Source organism: Duffyella sp. Ts4 (assembly GCF_051851875.1).
Taxonomy (GTDB): Bacteria; Pseudomonadota; Gammaproteobacteria; order Enterobacterales; family Enterobacteriaceae; genus Duffyella; species Duffyella gerundensis.
This window is the reverse complement of sequence record NZ_JBLYPN010000006.1, coordinates 55743-73538: the sequence shown is the minus strand read 5'-3', so window position 1 is coordinate 73538 and position 17796 is coordinate 55743. Positions and strand designations below refer to the sequence as shown.

The following is a 17796-nucleotide window of genomic DNA, read 5'->3' as shown; positions in this document are numbered from 1 at the left end:
CTCCTTAATGCTTTGGTGCTGCTGCTTCTATTGCGTCTTCGACCATTTTTACTGCTTTATCTTCGAGCTTCTGTGCTTCTGCAGCCAGCTCACCTGCTTTTTGAACTAGCTCATGCACTGCTTTTTCTTCCATAGTCCCCATACGAGGCAGCTTTAGTTTCAAAACATCGTTGGAAGATAAGTGTGGGATTGAGCTTCCGGCAGCTGACCGAATAAGCTGTCTGTAACCGACATCTGTACACATAAGATAGGCATACAAATAACCAGGTAAAACCTCTGATTCTTGAGCTTTAATTCTTATCACGTCGACAGACACTGCTGCGTTTTCAAAGCGGGAATCAGCCCAAACACCTGTGCCAATAATGCCGCCTACTTGCCCACTTCGAGCCAATAGAATATCTTTTTGTCGCACTCCCCAATCTGCAACATCACCCAACTTTGATTTTGCTAGAAACCTTTGTGGTTCGTAACGGGCCCGGAAGATTTCACCACTCGTTGTAAAAGGAACCCCATGGTCACTTTCGGTGAAAACCAGTTTCATTCGCCCAGATTCACCGGTGTTCACTCCTAACTCAGCCAAAGTTTTCTCTGCGCCAGCCTGTTCAACCAAGTCATCACTCATTTGGGCAACCCGATCGTGATAAGTTGCATCCATACGTTTTTGTACTAACGACGATGAAGCTGCTGAATGAGTAAAAATGCGATGAGATAAGGCGAGTTTATTTGGAAAACTAAAATGTTCATTGATAAGCTGCCCAGCTTTTTTCAATAATGCATTCGATTCAGTTCGGTTATCACCACACTTGTTTATTAGCTCATGCGCTTTTTCCTCAAGTTGTTTATCAACAATTGGGACAGGCAAATTAATTACATGATGGGGCTCAATATGCTGAATAATTGCTCCGTACGTAGAACTGACTACAAGTGGGACACCGAACTTACTTCTCAGATAGCAGTACAGATATCCAGGGAATATTTTCTCTGGATTGGGAACGACCCTCATAACATGCTCTGAACAAGCGTGGCCATCCATTTCCTGTCTAGCTAAAGTCATTCTCCCGATGGTTCCAGACCTAGTGATCAGAACCCAATCTTTGAAAACCCTGAATAATGGTTTGCGACTTACTTGCTCTTTGGATACAAAAGGTAATCTATCTAAATTAGCCTGAATAATATCCACACTTCCCATGAAAGGAACGCCATAACGTTCTTCCTTTACCCAAACTCGACCTTCTCTCCCTGCATGAAAAGCACCTTTAGCTCCATTTACTAAAAAGTCTTTTAATTCCTTCTTAGGCAATAAGCAGTCGTCAATTATTTTTTTCGCCTCTTTAGCTCCTGTCATATAAGGACCACAATCAAGACGTCGCCCTTCATCACTCAGCCAGTTATTTGGTATGGTTTTTATTCTCATGCGTAAATCCTCGGATACCAAGTTTGAATCTTTTGCAATAAGCCATTAAACGACTCATCTGCACAACCTTTGAAAGATACGTCCCTGGCAATACGCTTAAACAGCTGTGTGTGAGCCTTCTTACGCCCCCAACCTTGACTACTAGCTATATTAATCGCTGATTTGGGGTCAGCAGGCTTGAGCTCCTCAGCATTCCAAAGGTTTCGCCGCTGCAGCCACTCCCTAAGGCTAATGCCTTCTCTTTCTCTGGGATAATCAAAAATAGGCTCAATGCGGCTGGTATCCGCTTGCCACATTAATACTTCCAGCTCTGGGTTTATCGCCATGACAAAAAAGCGATCGTCAGGCCACCCGGTAGCTCGCAAATTAGCTTTGATGGTTTCACAAAAGTGCTGATAATCCATTGCTTGTAAATTGTCATTAAATGCAAAATCGACCATAACAACTGCGTAATGATGGGTAGATACGTAGCTTTTCAGCAGATTGTGACCATCCTGATAAACACCCGGATCTTTTCTTGGGTGTTTGATTAAATCTAGCTTAGTATCGAATTCAAATCTGGCGCATTGTAATCGTGCATCAAACGCTGGGTTTTCAAAAAAGCCCTCTACGGTCGCTTGCATTTCACCGTCGGCTACTAAAAAAACAATATCCCTCATGATTATTCCAACACTCCGGCCGCAAATAGGGTTCCTAAATCCACTTCGCCCTTCCATGTTTTTAGGCGGGGGTGTTCATGGCCTTTTAATACTTCTGTTGCGCCGTCTTGGTTAAAGCGCATAGTGATGATTTCCTCTACTTCGGTATTGGCGAGCACCACAGGCGAGTGCGTTGAAAGCCACAATTGCGTATCAGAGGTGAGCTTTAACGCTTCTAACACCGCATCGATTGCCTTAGGGTGAATACCGTTTTCAGGCTCTTCTAAGGTGATGATCTTAGGTGCATTTTGCAAATAAGGAATAATGGTCAACGCTAAGATATGCAGAGTACCGTGCGACAAGCCGCTCGAAGGCACTATCATACCGTTGCTATAAGTTACTTCTAGGTAACAAAAGCTATCATCGATACGCTGCTTGGCTTCAATTTTGGCAATAGAAGGCAGCGCCATTTGCACCAATTCTAGCCATTCATTTAAGCCTTCGGGATCGCGATGCTGCAAGGCATGTACTTGCCAAGGCAAACTACTCCCGTCCGCTTTAAAGGCGTGCTTATTTCTTGGCGATGCAGCCAATCGCATTGCAGGCCATTGTGGCTCGTAGCAGTGTGAGCCTTGAATAAGAAACTCTTGTAGCCATAACGCTGCGGGGTATAAATCATGGTCAGCAGGTAGCGCGGCCAAAGCCAATTGGTTATCTCGTAGGCCAAATTCAAGGATGGATGATTTACCAGCTTGATACTCTGCCTGGTACTTAACCTTGGTACCTAAACTGCGTGACAACACCTTAAACCAAGGCGCACTGCGCCTGAAGTCATCTACGCCAATAAGACCCATGCCATGCTCTGGGCGCAACTCATTATTAGGAAAAAGTGTTAAGTGTTCTTCTGAAACTTGAAATATATCCTGGTTGATTCTGAACGATATTTCGTATCGCGCAGTATCGGGTCTTAATTCAATTTCCTGGAACTTATTCTGCCAGGCATCGCTAGCGCCTCTTAATAATTCTTCAATAATCGAAGGAGGCAAGCGAACTTCCAATACCAAAATAAAGTATTCACCACGAAGCTGATGAACAACTTCTTTGGCTGCTTCTGCGCGAGCACGCTCTCTACCCTTGGTAGGTTTAAAGAACGCATCGTTTATATCCGATACATTCAATAAATCACCAAACAAAGCTGGGATATCAAGTAACGTTGTTTTGCCTGAACCATTAGAGCCTGCAAATACATGCTGCTGCTCAAGTGCGAGATCCAAGGTGTTAAAGCAGCGGTATTTATAGGCCTCTATCCTTGTGATCATACCGATGGCTCCGGATTGTTAGCGCGAAACTCTTTCCAGGCTTTGGCAATTTTTGGCAGGTCGTCATCTAAAATTTTGCTGCGACGCTTCAGCTTACGCACCACGTTTTGACCATTAATGCGAATACGTTCTTCAACTTCTTCTTCGATAACTTTCTCTTCACCGTCTGGGTGGCGCTCATAGAGTGTATTACCACGACGATCGAAGCCTACCTTTTCTGCTACAGCCATAAATACGGGGTATTCTGGCTCTCCACCAATGGCAATAGCATCTTTTTCAGTATCGGTTTTCTTCTTCAAGAACAGCAGGCTAGTTAAAATGTTTACGTTAGCTTCAACGATAAATGATTCAACCGGTAAGTCGACACAACCAAGCACCCAACACTCTTGCATCAACCACCAGCGAATGTATTCATCACCAGGGTTACCCAAAATACCGTCTGGTAACACGATCCCCATTCGTCCGCCTTGCTTAAGCCACTGCACGCAACGCTCAATAAACAAAATTTCGGGCGAAACCGCATCTTTACGACGCTCTGTTTTTCTAAAGCCGCCGTTTTCAGTGCGCTCCCAAACATAGGCAAGGTCGTATTGCTCTAGAATCTGCTTGTCGGTAACTGGGATGTCAGAACCAAAAGGAGGGTTGGTCAAGATCACATCAACACTACCGTCTTTACCGCTGGAATCACCAACAGGAATCGTTTTCTTGGCGGGGTTTACGCCTTTTAAATGTCCGTGAGGGTATTCCAATGAGTTCATGTGGTAAATGTTTGCCATGGCATTACTTGCCATCACCACGTTCATTTGCGATGCACGGCACAGGAAGGGGTCAAAGTCACAACCAAACAGATTGTTTTCGGCAAACTCTTTAATTTGTTGCTGAATAGAAATGAATTCTTCGGTGGTTTCAGCCGCCAGGCTGATAGCTTCTTTTTCTCTTAGCTGCTTGTTAATAAAGCTTAAGGTTTGTTCTAAGAAACCACCAGTACCGCATGATGGGTCCAGCACTTTTTCATGTGGTTGTGGTGCCATCATTTCGACAATGAGCTTGATAGCTCCACGAGGTGTAAAGTATTGACCACGATCACCACGTAGGTTATCACCCACCACTTCTTGATAGGCGGCACCTTTGGCGTCCATTTCAGTGCGGGTAAAGTCGTACTTAGCAAGTTCAGATACCATGAATGCCAAAGCCCGATCTGACAAAGTAATATCTTCATTGCCAGTAAAAATTTCTGGGTAGGTTTTTTTTACCTTTTCAAATAGCGGAGTAATGCGTGCTCTGATCCTCTTACGGCCTTCGTCGTCAAACTGCTCAGTTGGTGATGCCCAAAACTCGCGATCTCGATTGCCGATGCGCTCATCATACATTTTCGAGAAAATCAGATATAAGAACTGCCAGAATGCTGCGTCTTTAGGCATCCCTTCATTACCATGAATAAAATTGTGACAACGACGGAATGCAGTAAGTAGCATCTCACGATCAGCGGTTCTTAGCTGTGCGTTTGATGCAACATCTCGACTACCTAAAGTCTCATCTGCTAATGGCCAATCACCAACTGCGATGAATTTGGTATCGAAACGCGATTCTTGTTTTTCCACAAAGAAAAATTCGATGCCGTTGGTCCACAAACCCCACTGGCACTTTTCTAGCACGTATTTATCGCCAACCTGTTCGCGCATTATATCTTCCATCAACTGAAGATCTTTATGCGCTTGGTCGTGATCACGCATTTTTACTGCGGATTTTTTGCCTTTTTTCGGCTCTTTATCACAGATAACAATTCGGCGGATATTTTCAGGAATATGATCTGCACCATGCTCGTAAATGGCGATATCTATTTTGTTCTGTTTGCCATCAATCTTAATTTTGACGTCAAGCTCCATATCTTCAGCACTGATGCCGTATTCATGGAACAAGGCGCGTAAGGTTTTTTGACGAACCAATTCTTTAGGCGTTTCTTTGATTGGATTATTGGTTAAGTAATCCAGCATCATGCCATCTTCTATGGCGAGTACTTCTGATGGCTTTTTATCGTTGGTTGTTGTCATTACTTGTTCTCATTAAATTCGGTTTCTGCTGGCGGCTTTTGTAATAGATCTTGAATTTCGCAGTTAAACAAATCGCACAACTTATCGAGCGCCCCTAAGTCCACCTTGAGTGCGGTTTCTTTGTAAAGTAGCGTGACGGTGGTACGGCTTAGGCCGGTTTCTCGTATCACGTCGCTAATGCGCATTTTTCTCTCACCCATTAATCGAGCTAGGTGGCAGCGGATCATGCTATCTCCATGGTGTTTTCTTAACCATACAGGTGGGATTTTATCAATGTTGCATACTGTACCAAGATTGTGATTTTTCTCAACTTATTTAATTTTAAGTCAAATAACTTCACTTTCTTTACAATAATCTTGAGCTTTACTAGTTTTAATATTTAACGAAGTGTAAAATTAATAATCTAGTTACATTATATTTTCATTGGCTAAATGAATTCAGCTAACACGGTGACCCCGTCCCGAAATCCTGCTCCATTCAGAAACAGAATTCCGGCATGATATTCACTTCCCCTTGGCGGAGGTTGTGCCGATGAAAAAGTCACGATTCACCTCAGAAAAATACGCATTATATTCCTCAAGCATTTGTTGCTGATGAGCCAGTGCTAGCACGTCACTCCACTGCTCATTTTCATAAATTAGTGCTAACTTGAGTGAGTCCACCTTGCTCTGGTTACGCTCAATGAAACGAGCCCGTTTTTCAACATAGGGTTTGTTGCCGTACTCTGAGTTGATACTGCGTGAAACTAGCCCTAAATTACCAAAACAGTTCAGTATTTCAGAGCTCACTCGGTTGGAATCAAAATGCTCAGGCTGCTGTGGGGAAACATGCTCCACTGAATTCCTGGCTGTCATTCGGAATGCCTGCCAGGCACTCCCTTTTTGAAAGCGATAACGCTCCCAAAGAATATATTCCAGCTTGTAAAACCAGTAGTGAGAAAATCCGGTTCCCTCATCAGCTCTCAGCACTGCCTGCATATCGCGGATCGGATAGCTATCGCACCATGGATTCAACACAAATGCACGGGTTCGTTCGATCAGTGGCTGTTCACTGCCACTGCAAAGCAAGTGATTGTCCAGATATTGCAGGTATCGGTGGGCACCTTCACCGCCATGATTTAGTAGGTAACTAAGAAAGGGAGTTAGCCAATAATGGGTGGTCAATTGCTGTGAGTGATAGAGCATGCTTTGTAACATAGCAAACCCGCTATCGGCATCACGGCTAGCGCGAATAAGGCTTTGATAACCGTTCCGATTTTCATTCACTCTCAGGCGACGTATACCATGACTTTCTTCATTGGCATCATCGCTAATCCATTTGATAATGTGTTTGTCAAACAAATAGCGGCAACGCCACAACAATTCGATAAAGCGACGTATCTTATTGGCTTGTTCTGATTTCTCACACTGGGCTAGCCCCGCCAGCCAATGAGTCTGGAAGATCTGTAACAGCTCTTTGTCTAGGATTTTGCTGATATCATCGCGTTGCTGATGTAACAGAAAAAGGCGTAAAACATGCTGTAAGAGCATGGAAAAGCCGATAATACTGCGTACATCATCGGCTTCATAGGCCTCGTTATTTTCAGAAGCATTGTTAGATGGCTCCGTCAGGAGTGTCTCATCATTGAGGATATAGTCTAATGAGTGGTGTCTGAGGTCTTGTTGTATACCTAATTCCAGCAGTACGTCACGTATAACCAAGGGATCAGAGAGCATCTCCCGGTCTCGTTTAGCATCCTCGACATTATAAAGCGGGATCAGCTTTATTCCTTTAACGGTACGTAGGTTCTTTTCGACATAGGCCCCCATAAATGAGCAGGCATCCCACATCTGGCCATAGGCTTCGCGCTCAGCGCTATCTGGCAGTAACGCCAGCAAGCGAGCTTTCAAAATTTCATGGTGCTGCAGCTGCACACCGCGATTGTTGATGACCTCAAACAACTTGTTAAGGTCCGTGTTGGCCGGTACCAGGGTCAATACCAGTTGAACCCGATCACGGATGAACGTACCCAATTTGACAAGATCAATCCGGTGGGTGTCATCCGTTCTATGGGTGAAGTAACCCTCCATGACCTGCATCGCATAACTCAACGCAGCGGCCTTTTGCTCATCAGATGCAGCTCTGCCATCAAGTAAGGCTGCAAAAAAACGGCTTACCTCAGGGCGAATGGCAAACCGAATCCGCGGCTCACGACTATTTCCCAACTGGGCACAGAGAAAACAGGAAAGGGGGTTTTGGCTTCGCTCACTGTTTTTCGATGATGAGAGCAGGCGCTCAATTACTACGCTAAGCAACCACAAGGTGGTAAAACGTTGCTGACCATCAATCAGATCCAACAAGGGGTGCCCAGATTCTGTCCTTCCTTGCTCAATCACCAGCGTACTACCCAAGTAAAATACATCCTTGTCTGCATTACAGGCGGAGACTAGATCATCAAGTAATACTTTGATCTGGTCACTACCCCATACATAGAGGCGTTGATAGATAGGAATATTGAAAAATCTTTTTTCATCAATGAGTTGAGCCAGTGACATTAATTTTGATTCATATTGCATCTACTTTTCCATCCCTAGCCAACGTTTAAGTACCCAACTGTCACCCTCAGGCATACCATCAAGATTGAAATAATCCAGCAACGCATTAAGGTAACGCCCCTGTACGCCCTTAGATAGGACGATGGAGACAGCCTTCGCGTATCCCTTACTACGTTCGATTTCAGAACGTAAGAATGTCATCACCTCTTGTGGGCGATAGGCCCCACATATCTCATCAAGTAGATTGTAAGGAGCGTCACGTAAGTACTTAAGTGGTGATTCTTTAAAGATATAACTTTTCTCCAACCGTAATCCCCCCAACACTAGTTCCAAACCCATTGCAAAGGCTAATAGATGTTGATAACCAAAACGGTCGACATACATCAGAAGGGCCAAGTTAAAGAGCTCCTGTAAGTAATAGGCATTAGAACGTACCACACGCCGATAAAACTCCCGGAATGCCTCTAATTCTTGGCAGGTATTCTCTTGGTACAAAAGAGCATCAAGTAAAGAGGCATATTTTTGAGCATAAAGGAAAAAACAGATGCCTTTATGAATGGGCTGGCGCAAGGTAAATGGTAGGTTGGCTGCGCTTCCACTAATTTGTAACGGGTTCAATGCCAAGCGATAGTCATCGCTGCTTTGCAATTTGAGGGAATTGGCAAATTGATTGTGATATCCCGGATAAAGCGGGATCTCATCAATCTCACCACCACCAACACTGTGTTGTTGAAAGGCTTCCAGCAGACTATCGTGATCTTCACGCTTCATTTGCTTATTACCCCGCCAGTTGCGGGCACGCCACAAATAGTTCTGAAACAGCTCAGGTGCAAAATCTTGCTGCTCACAATCCTGCCGCCTAGGGCCTGCCATTTGAACATGCTCCCAACGTCGAGCACAGATTTGCTGCAATGACTCGACATGTTTTACGTTGGGCCCGTTCACAGCCCGCAGATGATAAGCTTTGAGCAAGTCAGTCGCTTTAAGTGGTACTCCGCGAAAATTCTGAGTATCAAAAAAGGTAAAAGCGAGATCCTCGCGCTCAACTGTAATCACCGTAAAACACAATTGCTCAACGATGGATGGCTCTAAAGCTGACTCACGATGTTCGCTCATTAGCTTGCGTGCTACTCGCAAATTACGAGCTGAGATGGGAGAGCGGTAATGAAATTCTAATCCTTTGGGCAATTCATTATGCAAAGCATGATAGAGCACTGCTAGGGTACTGAGGCGCTGTTGACCATCGATCACAAAGCGGGCTTTTTTTTCGTCATTTCGATGCAGCAATAGGGTGCCTAGATAATAGACTTTCTGCCCATTGGCGCTACGCCTGAACTCGTCCAAATCCTCCAGCAACTGATTGACCTTGTGTCTGTCCCAAACATAGGGTCGTTGGTAGTGGTCGAGTTGTAAAGTTGCTCCATTGTTGCACAAAGTGGCAAAATCCATCATGCAGACCTCAACGGGCTGCTTAATCGTCATAATTGTGGCTCCAATGGTTGCTGTGTAAGGTCACTTAGCGGTTTTTCTTTACCCATCGTTGCAAATAGCGGGCTGGCCGCCATGAGGGCAACAAAAAATTTACTCTTTTGGTATCAGTCCAAACTAAAGGGAAGGATCGTCTACCGGGGTGGGGTAACTCCAGCCCAACCCAAAAAGCGATACGGGAAATTCAGATTATTTCAACTCCAGCACCTGATGATTATCCGTTCGATTTTCCGCCAGTTCGTCCAGGTTTGCAGCCGTGACCAGGCTTATCTGGTGCGGCGCAGTAGCTTTGGCAAATACCCGATGTCCTTTCTGATTCACCCCCAGGCGTAAGCGCAGGCGTTTCACTTCGCTATCAACGGAGGACAGCGTGCCCTGTTGGGCCAGCGGCGACTGGGTATACAGCAACTCAAAAATCCCTTCGCGCTGGGGCCCCAGTTCAAACCACTCTTCATAGCGGCTATTCATGGCTAAGCCAACCAGGAACGATCCGGCGCGGGTACGGCCCACGTTAAACGCGAATCCGGCTTCGCCCATGCTCTGTTGGCGAGTATGGTTGATAACTTTGGTAGCGCCGCCAGGCCGCAAATCCAGTAGCCCGAGTGCCACCCCGGTTTTGGCGGTCGGCTGATAGGGAGCGTCAGGATTAGTGCTGAGCGGCGCATGAATATGCAACGCAGGCATATCGTTGCCAAAACCCTCGGCCATTCTGGTAAATATCAGTGCATCCTGACGATCGTCGGCCAGTCCCCACAGTCTGGAGATCCACAGCGATCGGCTAGAATTGCCCGCCAGCAGAATATGTATCTCCTCAGGTAAAGGAGTAAATGCCAGTCCGAGCGCGGCGATAAACTTATCAATGCCCAGCGCGATGCGTTGTTCAAGATACCCTGCCAGCTCGCCATACGGGATTACGAAATCGCAGCTGACTTTTCCTCCCGCCCGGTTGAACAGGTCCACCGTGCAGGTTTTATCTTCAATATCCGGCTCTGCTGTACTGGACGTTTCCCAGAACGGACGCAACTCGCTTATCAACAACATGGTATTGCTGTAGGCCGCCTGGGTTTTCTCAAGATATATTTCTGAACCTGGGAATGGGTCGGCATCCAGCGGCTGGGTAAAAGCGATTTGGTATTTTTGACACAAATCGAGGTTATTACGAAACACTCTATAGGCCATATTTTCCAGCAGATTTTCTCCGCCCAAAAATTTATCGCCCGCGGGTGCGAAATGCTCAAATACCCGTTCGAAGCCTTCATCTTCCTCTTCTTCTGAGGGGTGACGGTAGTAGCCGAAATCAAAATCGGTGGTGCCGCCGCCAAAATCAAATACCGCGTAGGCTGCACCCTGTTCGCCGGGTTGGATAGCTAGGGCATCCAGCGCGCACACCGCATAGGCGGCAGGCTCGCTAGCTAACTCTTCGACGCTAAAGGCGTTTAGCAATTCCGGCTGCTCCACCAGCGTTGGCGGCAGGCTGCGCTGTAATCCGCGTTTAAAGCTGGCGAGAAGTTTTTCTTTAACCTCGCGCGGATACTCCACCGGGAAAGTCATGAAATATTCCAGCGAGATCCCCCGACCGCGCCAGTTAATGGTCATTCCTAAAAACCAAGCGTACAGCTCAATGGGATCGAAGGGATAATCACCAGTGACATCCAGCCGCTCTCCAAGCGTGGGGTTACTTTGGGTGAGCGGTGCGAGGGTGTGTTCACACTGCTGTTGGTCGGTAAATACCACCTGATGATCGCTGGACTGGCGCAGCGCCCACTGTTTCAGCCGGGTCAAAATGCTGCTGACGGTGTAGATATCGCTCTGATTATCTCGCAGTTTTGCCTGCGCCTCGTGAGAGCAGTGCACCATTTCCCAGCGCACACCGGGGCGGTAGGCCTCTTCGGTCCATTCGCTTAACAATGCCTGCAAATTGATAATCTCTAACACCGTTGGGTTTTCAAAATGGCGCGGTTCAATGCGCTCATAGAAATCACGTACGCCGATGCGCATTAACTCTTTGCGGCCGTTTTCGGTTTCATAAGCCACCACGGTGCTGCTGGTACCAAAGTCGATGGCGACGCAGCCGGAGCGAATATCTCGCGCCGGGTCTCGCGGACGAATGTTCAGAGCTTTAAGGGTATTCGCGTCCTGCCCCCACATTTCCCATATCCCTTTATTGATATCTGTAAAGGTGAGGGGATCGATTCTCGGCAGGCGGTTAACCTGGTAATCCAGCTCCACCAGTATGGTATTGAGCTGATCTTCCCAGCCATCCAGCCAGTTACGGCCAGGCTCGATTAGGGAACTCAGCTTGACCGGCAGATCGATCAGAATATCAGCGAAAACCTGTTTCGTGACTGAGGTGCAGGGAATTGAGGAAGCCTCACGCCCCATATTGGCGGAAGGGCTAGCGTTATCAAGATCGATATAACCTTCCACCACGTTAAAGGCGTATTTATCGCGCAGGCGATTATAAGTGCCCTGACGCAACGGATTTTTCGGGTTTTTGGCAAACAGCAACATTTCGTGGCGGGTCGGTACGCGCCAGCTTTTGAGCCCCAGCCAGCGCAGCTCGTTGCAGTATGCTTGGTTATCCTCCACCCGCCCGGGCGGGTAGTAGCGATTATCATGTGTCCAGAGCAGTAGCCGATCGTCCTTCGCTTGCACCAGCCATCTCGTCTGCTCGCTATCAACGAGTATACCAAAGCTCTCTTTGCTTTTTAGCTCGGTCCAGAAGGTGTCAACCAACCCGAGCCAGGCACGTTTCTGAAGTTTTTCCAGCATGTTTATTCTCTTCGTATCCGTCTTTTTCTGGTTACTATAACTGCACCAAGGGCTTACGAACCCGCTTGCCTGCGCTATTAATCAGCCCAGGCTGCCAAAGCGCGATGATGGTATCACCTCGGCCGACGCCGTTATGGATTTCATAGTTATAAGCGCTGGCGGTAGCCACGGTTTCGAGTTCCGCCAGCCGGTCAATCCACAGTCGGTTATGCAGCGAAAGGGCGTATTCCATCAGGCGTAGCTCAGCGTCATTAAGCGGCGCCGCGCGGGTTTTCACCCGTTCTGCGAGCACGTCCCACAGGCGCTCGATGCGATCCCAGTGGCTGGCGATAACTAACACCTGCTGGAACTGCTCGGCCTCGTCGTCGGAAAGAGGGCGGCGCAACCATTTCTCCTGAAGTTCGGGATCGTTTTTCACCATCGTGATGATGCTCCGTAGCGGTTGCAGGGCGTCAGGTATTGGCTCTGGCGCGGGCTCGCTAAACTGAGGGGCAGCGGGCACGGGATTCGGCGATGGCTCGCTTAACTGTCGCCATGCTTGCTGCAGCTGCTGTTGGACCTCGTCACTGATAAGTCCTGCGAGCCAGGCGCTAAAGTCAGGATCGGCGCGTAAATCTTCAAAGGGCGATGTCATTGGGCGTCAGTTCTCTTACTCTTCCAGTAACGGTTCCATTTCAGGACGCACCGTCAAATAACCCACTTCAACAAATTTGCGCACCATAGCTTTGATTTGTTGCTGGTGACGAAACTGGCTTTGTTGAAAGCTGCGCTTTTTAATCGCTAACGCGCTTCTGTTAGGTTCCGGCCAGGGGCTTGAGATGTTGGGCAAAGTCAGATTGCCCAGCAGCATCGCCATATCGTTCGGGCTGACTTTTTGCCAAAAATGCGCGAAAAATAGCGGCATAAACTGGGCGATAGCGGCGTCATCCAGATCGTCAGTGCGCAGTAGATTGGCTTCATAGTGGGCGCGCTCTTTATTCCAGCTGGATAGCTGTTGCTGAAGGCTCTGCTGGCAAGTATTTAATGCATCTTGCAGGGCCAGGTTTTCCTGCTGCTCCTGCTGGAGCTGCTGCATCAGGGCTGCCTGAGTTCGTGAAGCAGACTCAAGCTGGTGGGATTCCACCGGCGCGTCATGATCAACCAGCTGTTTCCACAGCAGCGGTAGAAGGTGACGGTAAATCAGTTCCGGCGTTTTGCTCAACGAATCGCAGGCTGCAACACTGGCTAGCCACGGGGCGAGCGGCAACACCATAACCGAGGTGTTAGCTATCGCATCAAGCAACTGTGGTAGCCACGGCCGGTATGCCGCCTGATAGAGCACCACAATCTGTTCCGGCTGGCACCATTCCAGACGTTCGGTCAGTTCACTCAGCGCTTCCGTTAACTGGTCCGGCTGGGCGCACTCAAGGCTCACTTCGCCTTTCAGCGGATAAACTTCCCAGCCTGCCTGGGCGTGGTAAAAACAGCTAAAGCGCTGCTGGTCGAGAAAAATAGCGTAATGGCTCATCATTCATGTCCGGCGTTATTCTGCATCAGCGCGCTGGGCGCGCAGGCTTGCGATAATCTCTTCCCGGGACAGGCCATCCGGCATATCGGCTTCGGCAGAGGCCAACCAAGCTTCCACACGCTCGCTATCATACAGATCCAACTCGTCGTCGAGATAATCACGGATCAGGGTAAAGTCGTTGGTTTTGCTTATCAGGTTAAGAACGCGCTCGGCGGCAAAAAACTCCGGCTTTTGCGCCACCAGCATTAGCAGACTAATTGCCGAATCCATGCTGAAGGATTTGTATTCGGTCAGGCCTTGGGCAATCATCCCAGCGCTGGCGGCGATTTTCTGTTCATTGCTCCATTTGCCTTCCAGATCCGGTTTCATCTCAAAATTTTTAATTGCCTGAGAATATTCATCAAACGTCGCGAACGCGTCCGGTGTAATCCCCACCTCTGCAGCGGCTAGCACTTTTTCACCATGTTTTTCTGGTGACTGATCCGGGCGAAGAATATCCAGCGCGATCCCGATGACCTGCACCACGGCGCTTATCGCACGCACGATTCCAGGCGTGGTCGCAATTTTCAGCACCGTGCTGGCGACGCTCGCCACAAAGCTGCCGATGGTCGACAGCGCCGAACCTATTGAACTCAAAAATCCCATAGCCACTCCTTGTTATTTAAAAAGGCTATTTTTTGGCCATATCGTTAACCCGAGCGGCTAACGCAGTGAAATCAAGCGATTCTGGCGCGATATCGATAAATTTTAATAGTTCAGCCAGCCGACGCGGCATCTTTTCGCGTACGGCGTCCGGGGGAAAATCGGTGTTATCCTGCGTCCAAGCCACCATCGCCCGGATTAAATCGGGCTCGCAGGCGTTAAGCATTTTGAGTTGCCCAACGATGCGTAACAGCTGCGTATTCAGTGTCGCACCGGGCTGCAGTTGCCGTGCAAGCGTCATCAGCCGCAACAGGTTGCCGATCTGCTGACTATAAGCGATAAACGCCTGCGGATCGTGAAAGTGGGTTTGCGTCGCGAGATGCGGGAACAGCCGGGTGCGTTGCGGCCACCACTGTTGAGTACCGCGGTCGGCGATAGTGCGTTCATCGATCAGCTGACCGGTGGTATTGGCGTTGGGTTTGATTTGCGTGAGTACCGCACCGTGCCAGCCGCCGCCGTAAATCACCGCCTGGCCGGTCTGGAGCGATGGCAGGAAGTTTTTTTGTTCATCGCTTAACGACATTGTATCGCCAATAACGTCGCGATCGTCTGCGGAAAACAGCCGGTGAACGATTTTGGTATTGGTATTTTTAATGACGTCGGGGATCAGTTTGTTGGGGATTTGATCGGCGATGATCAGCCCTTCGCCATATTTACGAACTTCGGCCAACAGGTTGCAGAACATCTCCACGCCGAGTTTTTTACTGCCACCTTCGCCCGGCTCCGGCTTCGCCAGCAGGCGGTGCGCTTCTTCAATCAGCGTAAGATGGCGGTAGCCCGGCTCCCGCAGGTAGCGCTGTTTAATAGTTTCGGCGAGGCGGGTGACAATCAGCGCCATCAGCAGGGATTTGTCGTTCTCATCCTTAATTTCATCAAGTTCAAAAACCACTTTCTTATCCAGCAGCGCATCGAAGTCAATGGAGTGACGGGCGTTGAGCATGCGGCTTTTGGTGCCCTTTGTCAGGTCGGTTAGCCGTGCCACCAGCGAACCGCGGTATTTTTCCTCAAACTCTTTACCCATGCCTTTGGATTCAATAACCGAATCCAGTTCGCGGATCATATCGCTGAAATTAGGCCATGCGCCGCTGTTCAGGGCGAACGGCTCCTCAATCAGCAGGTTTTGGTTGCTGAAGATATCCCAGCCTTTGCGCTCATAGGCTTGGATAATCGCCTCCGCCACGATCATCGGCATCGCCGCCTCCATGGGGAATACTGCATTGAGGGCGTTTTTCAGTATATCAATGTGTCCGGTGAGGGTCTCTTTCGACGACACAAGTTCAAACGGGTTGAGGCGAAACGGTGTAATGTCTTCCCGGCCCAGGCAGTAATACTCCACGTCGGGATTCTTCTGGTATAGTTCGCGGTACTCGGTCTTGGCAGGTTCAATCACCAGAAACGGCAGCCCCGACTCCAGTAGGAGTTTCATGCAGCTGGTGGTCTTACCGGAGCCGGTTACACCAGTAATGAAAATGTGTTTATTCAGCTCGGACTTATCAAGCGCCAGCGGCTTAAACGCCAGGGGCTGACCATGCTGTATCACTTGGCCGAGCGTCAGCTGTTGTGGCTCAGGAAGGTCAGGGGGATTAAGCGCGAAATCGACGCACTTGCGGATTTTCAACCCGGCCAGCTCTTTATCCGGCAGCCCCATCAGCAGGGAAATTTCCTGGCTGTTCAACCAAGTCGAGCACTGGGCGCGCCCATGGCTGGCGGCACTAACCAGTGAGTAAATGGCTTCGCTGTAGGGATGCTGTGCGCCGGTCGCCGCATCGGCCAACTGTAGTAGTTGCCCGAGCTGCGCCACGCCATGCTGCAAACGGTGCACGCGCAACGGCGTCAATGTAGGGTTATTGCCCTGGAAAATCGACCGCACGCTAGCGCTCAGCCTTTCATATACTGCGTTAGTTTTGGCAGCCAGAAACAGCGAGGTTTTAAACATTCCCTTGCTGTTGCCCTGGCGAAAGCGTGAAATTTGCGTCTCGCCTAAATGCTTAAGCAGCTCTTCATAGCCTTTGTTGATCTCTTCGCGGGTTACCGCCTGGCCGTCGCCGGAGGTGGAGGCGTCGCTGGTGCCTTCATTGCTGCCGACGCTTTCCGAATCGCTGGTTCCCGTGGCATGGGATTTGTTAGTCGACGAGGTGGTGGAAGTGCCGCTGCTGGTGCCCTGACTATGATTGGTGCCTTTATTATCGTAGCTGGAGTTGGTGCCTTTGCTAGAGCCGCGGTTTTCATTAACGCCGACGTTTTTGGTCCGGCTCTCGCCCTCGCCGTTTGTGAGGGTAATACTGGTTCCGCTAGTTTTAGTGAAGTTCTGACCTGTACTGCGGGTATGTTGCTCACTCTGATTTTGCGAGATCTGCACCGAATATTTCATTTGCGAGGAGAGCTGGGTCGACAGATCATAAATTTGCTCAATGATCTGCTCTATCTCTTCTGCGCTACCCGGTTTGCAGGCGATAACCATCCGCCAACTTTCCCCAGCTAGGCCGTTAACCAGTCGCTCAACGCCCTGAAACTCTTCATCCCCCAGCCGAGTTTCTTCTTCATTCAGCGAGGGGACGCCTGTCACCACGCCGAGCCGCTTCATTGATAGCAGTGAGGTTATTGGAGCGATGTCCTGAGGTTTAACCGCCGCCAGCTTCGCACCGAGTAAATTACTGCTGAAGGCCCGCTCAAGTTTAATACCGATATCGTGGACTACGCCGTTATCGTTGCTCGCCACACCGATATAAAAATGAATACCCTGGCCGTCGCTAAGCAGCATATACAACAGCGTTGCGCGCGAATCGCTCATATTGGCGATCACATTGCTCATCGCCAGCCGATGAACCGCAGCCTTTTCATCGGTCATCTCTTCAATGCGGTAAAAACGGTATTCGGTGAGGCGCTCATCCTCCAGCATAGACTCGGGAGCGAGCTGAAAATGGATACGGTTCCAGTGGCCTACGTTTAATTCGCTCAGGCGAAAACGCTCCTGTAGCTCCGTAATGGTGGTGTGCTTGTCAGTCATACGTAACGGGTCCATCCCAAAATGAGACAATAGCGCCAGTGTGTTTAACTCGTTGTCATTGCAGGCATTCACTACCTTGGCGTTAATCCGAAAAAAAAGCTAGTTACCGATTCCAGGGCTTTAGCGTCGGTCGCATTATTAACGTCGGCCCGCGACAGAAAAACTCCAGTAAAATCGCACAAAAGGGGAAGATCGCCCGCATACCGCTCGGTATCAATGTCAAGCGTTCCCACGCATGCCACACTGCCAGCAATACTCTGCTTGGGATTGAAAAGGCAATGTGTAGCCCTGTCACTTGACAATGGTCTATTGGGTGGAGTGGATGCATTAATCCAGCTCCGTGGCTATCAGAAGCGCTCTGAAG

12 protein-coding genes are annotated in these 17796 nt (G+C 48.8%); all 12 read right to left on the bottom strand.

The window, feature by feature from the left end:
- Positions 1 to 4: 4 nt before the first annotated feature.
- A complete protein-coding gene (mads5, locus tag ACJY2L_RS11440; protein WP_439212760.1) occupies positions 5 to 1414 on the bottom strand; it encodes a methylation-associated defense system restriction endonuclease subunit S MAD5 in 1410 nt (469 codons plus the stop codon).
- Positions 1411 to 2073: a methylation-associated defense system protein MAD4 gene (gene mads4, locus ACJY2L_RS11435; RefSeq protein ID WP_439212761.1), complete on the bottom strand. Its 663-nt coding sequence runs from the start codon at positions 2071 to 2073 to the stop codon at positions 1411 to 1413. Before mads4 ends, mads5 begins: the two co-directional genes overlap by 4 nt.
- Positions 2074 to 2075: 2 nt before the next feature.
- Entirely contained in the window at positions 2076 to 3371 is a 1296-nt protein-coding gene (mads3, locus tag ACJY2L_RS11430) for a methylation-associated defense system AAA family ATPase MAD3 (RefSeq protein WP_439212762.1), read from the bottom strand.
- Positions 3368 to 5422: a methylation-associated defense system DNA methyltransferase MAD2 gene (gene mads2, locus ACJY2L_RS11425; RefSeq protein ID WP_439212763.1), complete on the bottom strand. Its 2055-nt coding sequence runs from the start codon at positions 5420 to 5422 to the stop codon at positions 3368 to 3370. Before mads2 ends, mads3 begins: the two co-directional genes overlap by 4 nt.
- Positions 5422 to 5649, bottom strand: a complete 228-nt coding sequence (locus ACJY2L_RS11420; protein ID WP_439212764.1) for a helix-turn-helix domain-containing protein — start codon at positions 5647 to 5649, stop codon at positions 5422 to 5424. The genes mads2 and ACJY2L_RS11420 overlap by 1 nt, the downstream gene beginning before the upstream one ends.
- Before the next feature lie 276 nt (positions 5650 to 5925).
- Positions 5926 to 7977 carry a DUF262 domain-containing protein gene (locus ACJY2L_RS11415; RefSeq protein WP_439212765.1) on the bottom strand — a complete coding sequence of 684 codons (2052 nt, stop codon included), beginning with the start codon at positions 7975 to 7977 and terminating at the stop codon, positions 5926 to 5928.
- Positions 7978 to 9438, bottom strand: a complete 1461-nt coding sequence (locus ACJY2L_RS11410; RefSeq protein WP_439212766.1) for a DUF262 domain-containing protein — start codon at positions 9436 to 9438, stop codon at positions 7978 to 7980.
- Between the two features lie 195 nt (positions 9439 to 9633).
- Entirely contained in the window at positions 9634 to 12216 is a 2583-nt protein-coding gene (locus tag ACJY2L_RS11405) for a hypothetical protein (protein ID WP_439212767.1), read from the bottom strand.
- 34 nt (positions 12217 to 12250) lie between these two features.
- Positions 12251 to 12850, bottom strand: a complete 600-nt coding sequence (locus ACJY2L_RS11400; RefSeq protein ID WP_439212768.1) for a hypothetical protein — start codon at positions 12848 to 12850, stop codon at positions 12251 to 12253.
- Positions 12851 to 12865: 15 nt separating this feature from the next.
- On the bottom strand, positions 12866 to 13726 hold the full coding sequence (locus tag ACJY2L_RS11395) for a hypothetical protein (RefSeq protein ID WP_439212769.1): 861 nt from the start codon (positions 13724 to 13726) through the stop codon (positions 12866 to 12868).
- 12 nt (positions 13727 to 13738) lie between these two features.
- Complete coding sequence (locus ACJY2L_RS11390; protein ID WP_439212770.1) at positions 13739 to 14368, bottom strand: hypothetical protein; 630 nt, start codon at positions 14366 to 14368, stop codon at positions 13739 to 13741.
- A gap of 25 nt (positions 14369 to 14393) precedes the next feature.
- On the bottom strand, positions 14394 to 17432 hold the full coding sequence (locus ACJY2L_RS11385) for a TraG/VirB4 family ATPase (RefSeq protein WP_439212771.1): 3039 nt from the start codon (positions 17430 to 17432) through the stop codon (positions 14394 to 14396).
- Positions 17433 to 17796 lie beyond the last annotated feature (364 nt).

Coding starts and splice junctions, on each gene's coding strand:
- mads5 (WP_439212760.1), bottom strand. CDS start 1,414: ATGAGAATAAAAACCATACCAAATAACTGGCTGAGTGATGAAGGGCGA.
- mads4 (WP_439212761.1), bottom strand. CDS start 2,073: ATGAGGGATATTGTTTTTTTAGTAGCCGACGGTGAAATGCAAGCGACC.
- mads3 (WP_439212762.1), bottom strand. CDS start 3,371: ATGATCACAAGGATAGAGGCCTATAAATACCGCTGCTTTAACACCTTG.
- mads2 (WP_439212763.1), bottom strand. CDS start 5,422: ATGACAACAACCAACGATAAAAAGCCATCAGAAGTACTCGCCATAGAA.
- ACJY2L_RS11420 (WP_439212764.1), bottom strand. CDS start 5,649: ATGATCCGCTGCCACCTAGCTCGATTAATGGGTGAGAGAAAAATGCGC.
- ACJY2L_RS11415 (WP_439212765.1), bottom strand. CDS start 7,977: ATGCAATATGAATCAAAATTAATGTCACTGGCTCAACTCATTGATGAA.
- ACJY2L_RS11410 (WP_439212766.1), bottom strand. CDS start 9,438: ATGACGATTAAGCAGCCCGTTGAGGTCTGCATGATGGATTTTGCCACT.
- ACJY2L_RS11405 (WP_439212767.1), bottom strand. CDS start 12,216: ATGCTGGAAAAACTTCAGAAACGTGCCTGGCTCGGGTTGGTTGACACC.
- ACJY2L_RS11400 (WP_439212768.1), bottom strand. CDS start 12,850: ATGACATCGCCCTTTGAAGATTTACGCGCCGATCCTGACTTTAGCGCC.
- ACJY2L_RS11395 (WP_439212769.1), bottom strand. CDS start 13,726: ATGATGAGCCATTACGCTATTTTTCTCGACCAGCAGCGCTTTAGCTGT.
- ACJY2L_RS11390 (WP_439212770.1), bottom strand. CDS start 14,368: ATGGGATTTTTGAGTTCAATAGGTTCGGCGCTGTCGACCATCGGCAGC.
- ACJY2L_RS11385 (WP_439212771.1), bottom strand. CDS start 17,432: ATGACTGACAAGCACACCACCATTACGGAGCTACAGGAGCGTTTTCGC.